This window comes from Lysinibacillus sp. CNPSo 3705, assembly GCF_028674935.1.
Taxonomy (GTDB): Bacteria; Bacillota; Bacilli; order Bacillales_A; family Planococcaceae; genus Lysinibacillus.
The window spans coordinates 1-13,075 of the sequence record NZ_JAQZSD010000090.1; the positions used below are offsets into that span (position 1 = coordinate 1).

The 13,075-nt window shown below is 37.0% G+C and carries 10 protein-coding genes; all 10 read right to left on the reverse strand.

Annotated elements, in window-relative coordinates; all coding sequences use genetic code 11:
- Window positions 1-831 precede the first annotated feature (831 nt).
- The 10 genes from PVA17_RS22715 to PVA17_RS22760 all read right to left on the reverse strand — a co-directional run bounded on the left by PVA17_RS22715 (window position 832) and on the right by PVA17_RS22760 (window position 12,906).
- Window positions 832-1,569: a 16S rRNA (uracil(1498)-N(3))-methyltransferase gene (locus PVA17_RS22715; RefSeq protein ID WP_132356841.1), complete on the reverse strand. Its 738-nt coding sequence runs from the start codon at window positions 1,567-1,569 to the stop codon at window positions 832-834.
- Between the two features lie 82 nt (window positions 1,570-1,651).
- Window positions 1,652-2,593, reverse strand: coding sequence for a 50S ribosomal protein L11 methyltransferase (gene prmA, locus PVA17_RS22720; RefSeq protein WP_132356842.1), 942 nt, complete (start codon window positions 2,591-2,593; stop codon window positions 1,652-1,654).
- A gap of 21 nt (window positions 2,594-2,614) precedes the next feature.
- Window positions 2,615-3,733: a molecular chaperone DnaJ gene (dnaJ, locus tag PVA17_RS22725; RefSeq protein ID WP_132356843.1), complete on the reverse strand. Its 1,119-nt coding sequence runs from the start codon at window positions 3,731-3,733 to the stop codon at window positions 2,615-2,617.
- A 233-nt stretch (window positions 3,734-3,966) separates the two neighbouring features.
- Window positions 3,967-5,805, reverse strand: a complete 1,839-nt coding sequence (dnaK, locus tag PVA17_RS22730; RefSeq protein ID WP_132356844.1) for a molecular chaperone DnaK — start codon at window positions 5,803-5,805, stop codon at window positions 3,967-3,969.
- 75 nt (window positions 5,806-5,880) lie between these two features.
- Entirely contained in the window at window positions 5,881-6,447 is a 567-nt protein-coding gene (gene grpE / locus PVA17_RS22735; RefSeq protein ID WP_132356845.1) for a nucleotide exchange factor GrpE, read from the reverse strand.
- Between the two features lie 17 nt (window positions 6,448-6,464).
- Complete coding sequence (gene hrcA / locus PVA17_RS22740) at window positions 6,465-7,493, reverse strand: heat-inducible transcriptional repressor HrcA (protein ID WP_132356846.1); 1,029 nt, start codon at window positions 7,491-7,493, stop codon at window positions 6,465-6,467.
- A gap of 89 nt (window positions 7,494-7,582) precedes the next feature.
- Window positions 7,583-8,728 (reverse strand): radical SAM family heme chaperone HemW, encoded by a 1,146-nt coding sequence (gene hemW / locus PVA17_RS22745; protein ID WP_132357274.1) that lies wholly within the window; start codon window positions 8,726-8,728, stop codon window positions 7,583-7,585.
- A gap of 597 nt (window positions 8,729-9,325) precedes the next feature.
- Window positions 9,326-10,486, reverse strand: coding sequence for a chromate efflux transporter (gene chrA / locus PVA17_RS22750; protein WP_132356847.1), 1,161 nt, complete (start codon window positions 10,484-10,486; stop codon window positions 9,326-9,328).
- A gap of 104 nt (window positions 10,487-10,590) precedes the next feature.
- A complete protein-coding gene (locus tag PVA17_RS22755; RefSeq protein WP_274069066.1) occupies window positions 10,591-11,436 on the reverse strand; it encodes a DUF4179 domain-containing protein in 846 nt (281 codons plus the stop codon).
- 279 nt (window positions 11,437-11,715) lie between these two features.
- Entirely contained in the window at window positions 11,716-12,906 is a 1,191-nt protein-coding gene (locus PVA17_RS22760) for a DHH family phosphoesterase (protein ID WP_274069067.1), read from the reverse strand.
- Between the last annotated feature and the right edge of the window lie 169 nt (window positions 12,907-13,075).

A 13,075-nucleotide genomic window follows, 5' to 3' on the forward strand; every position in this document is an offset into this window, starting at 1 on the left:
TAATGGAATTTGTTCTGTTGATGTTACTGGACAAGGTTCGACTTGATTAACTTGAAAATCTAATGGATCACTCAAAAAAATTCCCTCTTTTCATTTTTTATAGTATTAGGAGCGCTCTATATTAGAATATGAAGAACTTAAAACTATATATGGACTTGTATACTAGTTATTTACTTATAATAAAAATGAGTTGAATCTAATTTGTGTTTTAAAGCTTTTCTTTAAACTCGGTCTTCATCTGAATGCTACAGTTAAATCGCTGAATATTCACTTTCTTCATGTAAACAAATAACCTGTAGCAATTAAGGTTGCAGAATAGATTTATAGAAATTACAAAAATAAATAATTATTATTAAGATATTTACCTCAGTTCATCACGAGAGTTAAAACAATAAAAAACGAGCTTTAAAATCGTATATTTGTCACGACGAAACCTTAAACTATACAAAAAGGTGAATCCCTATGTTTTGAAAAATATAATTTATGATAGAAGTACAACTAGAAATAATTAAGTGAGATGCTTCATTATTTCTTAGAGCTTTCTTTTAAAAATAACTAACTGCCAAGTTCCTAAAATAAAATGAATGTCAATGATAATAGGGAGAATCTACCCCATAAACCATTCTAACGAGTCTGTTTTAGACTACAATGTAAAAGAGCCGATTCAAATTTTGAATCGGCTCTTTTTGTTAGGATTATTAATAAAAAAACAGTCCTTGTCGTCTTTTCCTATTCCTCAAACCTGACTGCACTTACACGTCATTATATTGCAGTTTAACTATGCACATCCATTGTTTGAAAAGGCTCTTTTGACAAGGTTAAATGCCTATTTCATTCAAATTCATAAGATATTGCAGACAGTGCATATAGTGGCGCTGTTTCTGCACGTAAAATGCGGGGTCCTAATGACATCGTTTGGGCACCAGCTTGAAGAAGTGCATCTGCTTCTTTTCTAGCAATGCCACCTTCTGGACCAAAGATAATAAGAACGGATTTCGACTTCTTGTCATACACTTTTTTTAACTTCTCCGCAAATCTTGTGCGTTGCTGTGCTTTTGCATCCTCTTCATCTGCTATAAATACGGCGTCGAAATGACCAACTTGTTCCAGTAGCTGTTTAAAAGAGATTGGTTCATAAATTTCTGGGATATGTGTACGATGGGATTGCTCAGCTGCTTCTTTTGCAATTTTTTGTAGCCGCTCTTGCTTTTTGGCACCTTTCTTTTTATCCCATTTAACGATGGAACGCTCTGCTTCAAATGGCATTAGGGCAAACATTCCAAGCTCTGTTGCCTTTTGCGTAATAAGTTCTAGTTTATCGCCCTTTGGCAAACCACATGCCACTGTTACATGAACAGGTAACTCTGGAGAAGGAATAATTTCACCTGTAGTTTGAACGTGTACCTCATCGGCGTCGAAGGCTATAATTTCACATATATGAGCGGTATTTTGTGCAACGACAACGATTTTGTCGCCTTCTTTCATACGCATTACTCGTTCAATATGTCGCGCATCCTCGCCACTAATACGTGCTTCCTCAATGGTCGTCTCAATAAAATAGCGTTGCATGTTACCATACTCCTTTATAGCAAGAAGAGAAAACGCCAAATCGCCAGCACTCGGCTCACGATTTGGCGCTTCCTCAATCAATTTATTGTGGTCGACGGGCAATGATCGCTACCCAATCTTCCATTAGTAATACTTCTTCGATTACAAATCCTGAAGCTTCTAGTGCTGCTTTTACATCATCACGTTTCGCACCGATGATGCCTGAAGTGACATATAATCCACCCGGTTTAACAACTGAAAATGCATCGTCAGTAAAGGACATAATAATTTCTGCTAAAATATTAGCCACAACGACATCAGCTGGTTCCTTAACTGTATCCAATAGATTTCCATGGAATACAGATACTTTATCATCTACTTTGTTTAATGCAACATTTTCTTGTGCTGAACGAACAGCTACTTCGTCTAAATCAAGTGCATGTACGCTCTTAGCTCCTAGTAAAGCTGCACCAATTGATAGAACGCCTGAACCCGTGCCGATATCGATCACCGTATCGCCCTCTTTTACAACCTTCTCAAGCCCTTGTAAGCACATAACAGTTGTAGGGTGTGTTCCTGTACCAAAAGCCATACCAGGATCTAATTCAATTATTAATTCATCTGTTGATACTGGTACATATTCTTCCCATGTTGGCACAATTGTAAAGCGTTCAGAAATTTTTACAGGATGATAATATTGCTTCCATGCTGTTGCCCAATCTTCCTCGTTAACCTCCACAATCGATACAACATTTTCACCAATATCGATGTTGAAGTTCGTTAAATTTGTTATAGCCGCCTTAATTTCTTCGACTGTTTCATTTAAAAAACTAGACTCCGATAAGTACGCCTTAACAATAACACCATCTCTCGGAAAATCCGCTTCATTTAGCGCATAAATTTCACCATACTGATCCTCTCGTGGCTTCGCAAATTCTGCAGAATCCTCAATAACTACACCACTTGCCCCTGCTTCATGCAAAATATTCGAAATTGCTTCTACCGCTTCATTTTTTGTATGAATGGATAATTCTGACCACTTCACGTAGCTCTTCAGCTCCTCTAATTATTCACCTTGGAATTTTTTCTTAATTTTATCGAATAGTGAGCTTCCTTGTTCTTCAGGAATGTCACCACTGATTTCCGCAAATTCACGTAGTAATTGCTTTTGTCTTTCCGTTAATTTTTCTGGCGTTATAACTTTTACTGTTACATATTGATTCCCTGTACCATAGCCATGTACATTTTTGACACCTTTGTCTTTTAGACGGAATTGTGCACCTGACTGTGTTCCCGCAGGAATACGTAGTTTTACTTTTCCATGAACCGTTGGGACTTCTATTTCATCACCAAGAGCTGCTTGTGGGAATGTCAGTTTTAGTTCGTAATAAATGTCATCGCCATCACGTTCAAACTCTTTATGTCCTTGAACGCGGAACATAATATATAAATCCCCCGCCGGGCCGCCATTTATACCTGGCTCACCTTGACCAGACACACGGATTTGCTGACCATCATCTACACCTGCTGGAATATTAACTTTAATTTTCTTACGTTTCTGAACGTTCCCTTCGCCACGACAAGTTGAACATTTTTCTTTAATGATTTTACCTGTACCATGACATGTAGAACAAGTACGACGATTCATCATACGGCCGAAAGGTGTATCTACAGCTTGATTTACTTGACCCGCACCTTTACATGTTGAACATGTTTCAGGTTTAGTACCTGGTTTTGCACCCGAACCGTGGCAAGTATCACATAATTCATCTTTAGGAATTTCGATTTCTGTTTCTTTCCCGAAAATTGCTTCTTCAAATGTAATATTCATACGATATTGAAGGTCGTCACCTTTGCGTGGTGCATTCGGATCCTGACGGCGACCGCCACCACCAAAGAATGAGCTGAAAATATCCTCGAAGCCGCCAAAGCCGCCGCCTCCGAAGCCACCACCAAAGCCTGCATTTGGATCTTCATGGCCAAATTGATCATAGCGTGCTTTTTTCTGATCGTCACTTAAAACTTCATAAGCTTCAGCGATTTCTTTGAATTTTTCATCTGCACCCGGCTCTTTATTAAGGTCAGGATGGTATTGTTTTGATAATTTACGGTATGCTTTTTTAATTTCATCTTTAGAAGCCGATTTCGTTAAACCAAGCACCTCGTAGTAATCGCGTTTCTCCATGATTCACACTCCGCTCTTTTTGCATAAAATCTATTGTATCACGCAGTTAAAAAAACTGCCTCTATTTTATTATTAAATATTCATTAAAAATGTTGCATATATATTTTTTCACATTTCTCATTCATAACCTATGCATCTAGATGATTAAATGTAAGTGGATATATTTAAGATAAAGAGAAAAGCCAAAGCCGCAAGCGGTCTTTGGCTTCTTCACTTAACTGTGTTACTTACTATTATTTATCGTCTTTTACTTCTTCAAAATCAGCGTCTACGATATCATCTTTTTTACCAGCGCCAGCATCTGCACCAGCATCGCCACCTTGAGCTGCTTGAGCAGCTGCTGCAGCTTGTTCATATACTTTCATAACTAATGGCTGTAATACGCCTTCTAGTTTTTCTTTAGCAGATTTAATGCCTTCTAATTCGCCAGCTTCAAGCGCTTTTTTCAGTTCATCACGAGCATCTTCAACAGATTTTTTCTCATCTTCTGTAATTTGTTCGCCTAAGTCAGCAATTGTTTTGTCAACTTGGAACACTAATTGGTCAGCTTCGTTGCGAAGATCTGCTTCTTCTTTGCGTTTAGTATCCGCCTCAGCATTTGCTTCAGCATCTTTTACCATACGCTCGATTTCTTCGTCAGTTAAACCAGAATCAGATTGAATAACAATTGTTTGTTCTTTGTTTGTACCAAGGTCTTTCGCTTTAACAGATACGATACCATTTTTATCAATATCGAATGTTACTTCGATTTGTGGTACACCACGTGGTGCTGGTGGAATATCCGCTAATTGGAAGCGACCTAAAGTTTTATTGTCTGCCGCCATTGAGCGTTCACCTTGTAGTACATGAATATCTACTGCTGGTTGGTTGTCCGCTGCAGTTGAGAATACTTGTGATTTAGATGTTGGAATCGTCGTGTTACGGTCGATTAATTTTGTGAATACGCCACCCATAGTCTCGATACCTAATGAAAGTGGAGTTACGTCAAGTAAAACTACGTCTTTTACATCACCAGTTAAAACGCCACCTTGAACAGCAGCACCCATCGCTACAACTTCGTCAGGGTTTACACCACGGTGTGGCTCTTTATTAGTTTCTTTTCGTACAGCTTCTTGTACTGCTGGAATACGTGTAGAACCACCAACTAAAATTACTTGGTCAATTTCAGATGTTGAAAGGCCTGCATCAGATAATGCTTGACGTACTGGACCTACTGTACGGTTTACTAATGGTAATGTAATTTCGTCAAATTTTGCACGAGTTAAAGCAATTTCTAAGTGCAATGGACCAGCTTCACCAGCAGTAATGAATGGTAAAGAAATTTGAGTAGATGTTACACCTGATAAGTCTTTTTTCGCTTTTTCAGCAGCATCTTTAAGACGTTGCATAGCCATTTTATCTTTAGAAAGGTCAATGCCGTTTTCTTTTTTGAATTCTGCTACAAGATACTCGATGATAGCATCGTCGAAGTCGTCCCCACCTAGTTTGTTATCACCAGCTGTTGCTAATACTTCAAATACACCGTCACCTAATTCAAGAATAGATACGTCAAACGTACCACCACCAAGGTCAAATACTAATACTTTTTGATCTGTATCTTGTTTGTCTAAACCATAAGCAAGTGCAGCAGCTGTTGGTTCGTTGATAATACGCTCTACTTCTAAACCTGCGATTTTACCAGCATCTTTAGTAGCTTGACGTTGAGCGTCGTTGAAGTAAGCAGGTACAGTAATTACTGCTTTTGTTACTTTTTCACCTAAGTAGTCTTCAGCATAGCCTTTTAAGTATTGAAGAATCATTGCAGAAACTTCTTGTGGCGTATATTCTTTATCTTCCACTTTAACTTTTTCAGATGTACCCATTTTAGATTTAATAGAAATAATTGTGTTAGGGTTTGTTACTGATTGACGTTTCGCTACTTCACCAACTTGACGTTCGCCATTTTTAAACGCTACAACAGATGGTGTTGTACGGTTCCCCTCTGGATTTGGAATTACTTTTGGTTCTCCGCCTTCAAGTACAGAAACACAAGAGTTTGTTGTTCCTAAGTCAATACCGATAATTTTGCTCATAAAAATTTCCTCCTATTATTTAAACGCAAATAATGCGTTTTCTAACTAAATGTAATTAATTAAATAGTACTAAGCCTATTCGTTTACAGATACCATTGTTGGGCGTAATACACGATCCTTTAACATATAGCCTTTTTGAAGCTCGCGTAAGACAACACCCGTCTCTTTTTCACTATCTTGCTCCTGCATGACAGCTTGGTGAACATTAGGATCAAATTGCTCACCTTCAGCTTTAATAATTTGTAAGCCTTCCTTCTCAGCAGCTTCTATCAGAGAACGGTACACCATTTCAATACCTTTTACGATGGAAGCAGCTTCTTCAGAAGTCGCTTCAACTTGTAAGGCACGCTCAAAATTATCAATTACTGGCAATAAATCAGACAGTAAGCTTTGCGCGCGATACTTTTCAGCAGCCTCACGATCAAGTTGATTGCGGCGGCGAATATTATCGAAGTCAGCACGTAAGCGTAGATGACGATTTTCCTCGTCGTCTAGCTTTGCTTGTAACTCAGCTAGCTTTGCTTCATACTGTTCTTCGATTGTTAATTCGGCTTTTTGTTCTTCTACTACTTCTGTTTCTTCTACCTCATTTTCAGCTTGTAAATCCTGTACAAGGTCTTTGCTTTCAGTTTTTTCCGTCACTTTTATCCTCCTCATTATCAATCACTACGATTCTTCGTAAAAGCTTGTGTTAAATCCAAGCGCATTACGTCTAGTAAAGCAACAACACGTTTATAATCCATTCGTGTTGGACCAATAATTGCTATAGCCCCTTGCTGATCTTCACCAATAGAATAAGTGGTCGTAATGACACTACAGTTTTCCATTTCTAGTTGTTTATTTTCTGAACCAATACGAATGTGAATGCCCGATTCATTAGGATGGAAGAGTGACTGCACTTGGCTAGTCGTTTCCATTAAGTCCAAAATCATTCGGACTTTATTTAAATCGTGGAATTCAGGTTGGTTGAACATATTTGTTTTACCACCATAGAAAATTTTACTTTCCGAATTATGCATCGTCGCTGTCACGAGAGCGTGAATAAAATCATCCGCTGATTGAACGTGCTGGTGTAATACTGTTAGCACCTCAGCTTCGAGTTTTTTATGAATATCCTCTAATGAAACACCAACTAGTCGTTCATTTAAGATATTAACCATTTTCTCTAAATCAGAAGCGGTAAAATTAGGCGGTAGACTAAACATGCGATTTTCAACATGCCCATTATTCGTTACGATAATCGCTACTGCTGTGTCGCTAGAAAGTGGCACAATTGAAAATCGTTTTACTCGATGTCTTTGAACATCTGGTCCTAAAAGAATCGATGTATACGAGGTCAGTTCTGATAAAATATTGGCTGACTTTCTGATAATATGCTCTACTTCTACTAAGCGATCGTTAAAAATTGATTGGATTTGCTGAATATCCCTTGAATTAATGCCTTGGGGATTCAACAAATGATCTACATAAAATCTATAACCCTTTTCCGAAGGCACTCGACCAGAGGAAGTGTGCGTTTTTTCTAAGAAGCCTAATTCCTCTAAATCCGCCATTTCATTTCGAATTGTGGCTGGACTAAATGTAATCTCTTGCTTTTTGGAGATTTGGCGAGAACCTACCGGCTGTGCAAACATAATAAAGTCGTCTACGATAGCTTGCAATATTTGTAATTGCCGATTTGTTAGCATGATTATCACCTCTGTTAGCACTCAACTAAGAGGAGTGCTAATACTATTATTAAGTTATCAAATCCTACATTTTATGTCAATGATATCGCTCAATCTTCTAGTAAAAATTGTTGAAATACTTCATTACCTACAAAGCGACCTTTTCGCGTGAGTCGAATTCCTTTAGTATCCTGTTCCAAAAGACCTTCTGAAACTAACTTTTCTATGACATTTGAGTAATCTCTATACATTGATTCTTTAAATTTTTCTTCATATATAGAGTGTGTAATTCCTTCTGTTTTACGCAAACCTAAAAACATTTGCTCTTCGCGTTTCTCATTCTCTGTTACAACATGCTCATAGACAATTGGTAGTTCCCCTGCATTTACTGCATCCATATACTTTTTCAATGGTCCATGATTTGAATAACGCTGGCCCGCTAAATACCCATGAGCACCAGCACCAAATCCTGCATATTCATCATTTTCCCAGTATATTTTATTATGTTTAGAACTGAAACCAGATTGAGCAAAGTTACTTATTTCGTATTGTTGAAGTCCATGCGCCTCCATCTGGTTCATTAGCACATCGTACATATCTGCTTCAAGATCTTCAGTTGGTAAATGAAGCTTCCCTTTTGTGTATTGATTATAAAAAATCGTTTTTGGCTCCACTATTAGTGAATAAGCAGAATAATGTGGTATTTCAAGAGCGAACGCTTTTTCTAAGGTGTCCTGCCATTGTGCCATCGTCTGACCCGGCAACCCGTACATTAAATCCAAACTAATATTTCTGAAGCCTACCTTTTTCGCCAAGGCAATTGTTTCATAAACATGATTGTTGCTATGAGTACGACCGATTTTCTTTAACAACTCTTGATCAAAGGATTGTACACCCATACTTAAGCGATTTACACCACCGCTAAACAATGCCTGCATTTTTGCTTCTGAAAGCTCATCCGGATTGGCCTCTGATGTAAATTCTGTCACATTGTCCATCGGAATATACGTACGAATAAGCTCAAGAAGTCTATCTATTTGTTTAGGTGATAGTGCTGTTGGTGTACCGCCACCAAGAAATATCGTTTCGATGTGCTTAAAACTCTCGGGATATTTTTTTGTCGCAAGCTCCATCTCCTTGCCAAGCATTTCTATATATTCATCCACTGGTTGATTTTTAAAATAAAATTTATTGAAATCGCAATAATTACAAATTTGATGACAAAAAGGAATATGAATGTAAACACCTCGTGCCATAGCTATCCCTTCTTTCTCGTTAGTCTTTTCCATTTCCTCATTATAAACAATAGCGGCACGGAACGCCATGAATCAAGTTAGTAAAATAACTAAATCAAAACTATGTTGCGTTAATACCAATTTTTTGAATTTCTACAATATACAACATTTGAACTTGAGACACTTTCTGTATGAACAGCAATTAGAGTATATCGTAAAGAGTTAGCAATACCCGTAGCAAACAAATGAAAGGCATTATAAATTTTAAGCCCATCCATATAATCATTGTTCTAACATGAGAACGATTTTCCTATACTGAATGTGGTTTTGGCTATACGTCCTTTCGCGAGAAGAACTAGAAGGAAAAAGACTCCTTAAACTTCTTAAAAGCAAAAAATAGTATGCTTGAAGGCTCCTCAAGCACACTATTTTCCGCAAAATTCTAAAGCTTGTAACGGCAATATTTCAACCGCTGCTAACCATTAAATTTCTCGCTATTCTCTACAACGTTATATGAAGAAACTAGCGATTCGAAAAGAAGCGTTTATCTAAGCTTTCAATTCATTTCACAAAAAAAAAAACAAAACCAATGCAATAAATGGTTTTGTTTTTTTATCCTTAATAACATATAATCCCTACCAAAATGCCAATTAGTACGAGCAAATAAGGTTGAACTTTCCAACGCATCAAGCACCATAATAAAGCGGCTGCAAGTACTATATCTAGAGCATTTTGAATTGTCTGTGTCACAATCGGATGTATAAAAGCTGCAGCTAGTATTCCAACAACTGCTGCGTTTGCACCAGCCATCGCCCCTCTTAATCCGGCGAAACGATTAAGAGCTAACCAAAAAGGCATTGCCCCTATTATTAACAAAAATGCCGGTAAAAAAATAGCTATCGTAGCGATAATAGCCCCAGGTACTCCAGCAATGACCATGCCTATATAGGAAGCAAAGGTAAATAATGGACCTGGGACTGCCTGTGTCAATCCGTATCCTGCTAAAAAATCTGAAGAACTTATTAACCCACTTTGGACAAACTGTGCCTCTAGTAAAGGCAATACGACATGACCACCACCAAACACTAATGCACCTGATAGATAAAACTTTTCAAGGATTGTAAACCATTCATATTGAATGAGTGAGCTAACAATTGGTAAACCAACAAGAAGTATAACAAAGAGTGCTAAAAAACATTTACCTGTCGTTTTTGAAATAGGTACAACTGTTTCTTCTGGGTTCTCTTTATGATTGATTTTCTTTAAAAATTGATAGCCGAGAAAAGAAGCCACAATAATAGTCGCCACTTGAGCAAGTGGATGGACCCACAAAAGCACTGCCACCAGTGCCAACAAAGCGATTATAAGATGGCGAATACTAAGGATTAATTTTTTTGACATATCAAAAATAGCTTGTGCAACAATCGCAATGGCCACCAATTTTAAACCATGAATCCAACCCATATCCATCTCTGTATGTACAGAGAAATACGCAAATGCTATAAGTAGCAAAACTGACGGCAATGTAAAACCAACAAATGACACTATACTTCCAAATAAACCGCCTCTTAATAAGCCAATCCCCATCCCTACCTGGCTCGATGCTGGCCCAGGTAAAAATTGACTGAGTGCAACAAGCTGACTGTAGTCATGATCAGATAACCATTTACGCTTCTGAACATATTCATTTTGAAAATACCCTAAATGTGCAGTGGGGCCACCAAAAGATGTACAACCTAATGTAAGCGAAACTAAAAAAATCTCCCATAACCTTCGCACTATTTTCAACTACTTTCCATGTCGTCTATATTTATAGTACTAGAGGTAATCAACCGTTTGGTTTAAGATATTGTAAAGTTTTAATATGGGCGTTATGTTTGTTCTTAATCTCCAATCTTGATGGCAGAGCCAAGCTCACTTCCATTTGCAGCTACCGGAATAAGCTCATAGCTCTTTCCCGTTAAATATAATGCATCGAGGCGAACACCCCACTTTGTATACTCTTCATTCAAAGGATATGCTACATTAAATGGCCAAGATTCCCCTGCTGCTGATTGTATTTTAAAATGCAACGCTTCATTTAGTAAGCTTTTCTCTGAATGAAAGTATATCGTTGTTGATATTGGTGTAGAAACAACTTCCTCTATTGTTATTTCCTGACCATCTAAAAGCTTTACTTTTTTCTCAACAGGGAAGACCTTTCTATCTTCTTGTAATTGCTCTTGTGAAGCTTCCACTTGAAATTCCCACGGCGCGTCAATCTTTTTTTCGCCGTTCCAGTCGTTATAACGAATATCTAAGTTTAATATTTTATCATCTGGTAGTTCACTTAATTTCACACTACTATAGATTGTATAGGTTTTATCAGATTGCTGGATAGTCTGTCCTCCATTTCTAACCGTGAACTCTTTTCCATTCACCAAAACCTGTGGAAAGAAAAAGGTCTGGTAGTCGAAATTTAAGCCTTTTACTGGCTTAAAGGTAGCATTCAGTAGTATTTGGTTATCATCAATTATTATTTCATTTAGCGTTAAACGTCCGAGACCATTTTCAGCAGTTTTATCGATCACTGTTTTGTAGGCTTCAAAATTTAAATCCTTTTTAAACAAAAAATAATAAACAATAACACAAGTAGCTACCAATAAAAGCAATACAACAATAAACCATATTTTCCGCCCTCGATTTTCCTTAGGGTCATTCTCGACAAGAAGCATATCATTGGACACCATGTACACCTCATTTTAAGAAAGTATGTCTTCACAAATGCTTTTTATTTATTGTAGTTTTCAATTGGACATTATATAACCTCTAACGATGTCAAGGTTTGGCTGATTTCACTATGTATAATTTTAGTTTTATCCGAACACATTGAGGAATTATCGCGCAACTTTTGAATTTTATCGACTAACTTTCATGTTTTATCTCCCAACTTCTGAATTTTATCGACATCCACCTTCCTAGGAGTAAAAAAAGATTTACACACAAAACTGTGCGTAAATCCTTTATCCCTACTCTTGATGACGAACCTTTTTGGCTTCTTCCATTAAATAATCTACAAATAACTCATCTTTCACTAACCATGCTTGATAATTTCTTTTTAAAAACCATTCTGCTTCATAAAAACTTGTAAAGATTTGATCTAATGGAAGTTTATTTTTTTCAATTACCCAATCAAAATCACTTATTGAATATAGGAGGAAAAATTCTTCCTTAAGGTTTTTATACATTGTCCCAAAAGAAGAGAACCTTAAATTATAGCGATTTCGTTTCGCATCCTCGGGTATTGGTGCTATATGAAATATTTGTGCCACGTACTGCTCATAAGCTTCATCTGTTAAAGAGCAACCCGCTGCTTTTTGATGCCCTCCCCCTCCGAATTCTGCTGCAATTGCCGAAACATCTATGTGGTCATGAATCGTACGAAATGAAATTCTTTTGCCACCCATATTTAATATAGCTATAAAATCGAGGTGTACATTTTCTTTTCCCAATTCATTACCAAGCTCTGAATGATACGATTCTGCATAAACCACACCTGTAAAATAGTCTCCTATCGCTGTTTGCACTAACTCCCTTTTTTTTCGACGGATGTACCGTTCTATCTTCTCCTCTTCCATTGTTAAAACTTTCTTTTCAAATTCATCGAAGTCAAAATGTTCGCTAGACTGTAAACGTTCAAGCATTTTTTCTTCAAATTCTTCGATGGATACTAAAAAAAAGAGTGCATTGAGTCGACGTGCTTGCTGATTATCATTCTTTTCCCATTCCCACGTATCGTACTGTCTCACTAACTCTACAAATTCTGTGATTGAATTTCTTTGTTCTAAAAATCCATGTATAACAAGATACTGATAAAATAACGACGTTGCGGATGTTAAATTGCCCTTTTCATCTTCTATCGATACTTTACCCCATTCATAATCATTTAAATGAAAAGCCGTTTTATGATGATCAAGCAATTGAACTTTGCCCGTTGCGATATAATAGTCGTTTAACCTCCTTTCATTTTCCTCGTTTGGAGATAAATCGGTAATAAATAAAAATGTATCTTGATCGTTATTGTCTAAAAAATACTCAATTTCGCGGTCCAACGCTGAAATTGAATTGTACTTAACCTTCACTTGATTTTGAAAGGCAAGCTTGGCTAAAATCCCACATCCTACTCCATCTAAATCATTATGCGATAGCAATTTATACATTTTTTCACCTCCATATTAGTATGGTTTATCAGTGAAAAAATTATCGGTATTGTACGACGTGTTTATGTGATATGCTTCCATGAAAAACTTATGTACAATCTTTTTTAACTAAAAATAGATTAATAGATATTTATTACCCTTAATAGTTATAAGCATTAAAATATTCACC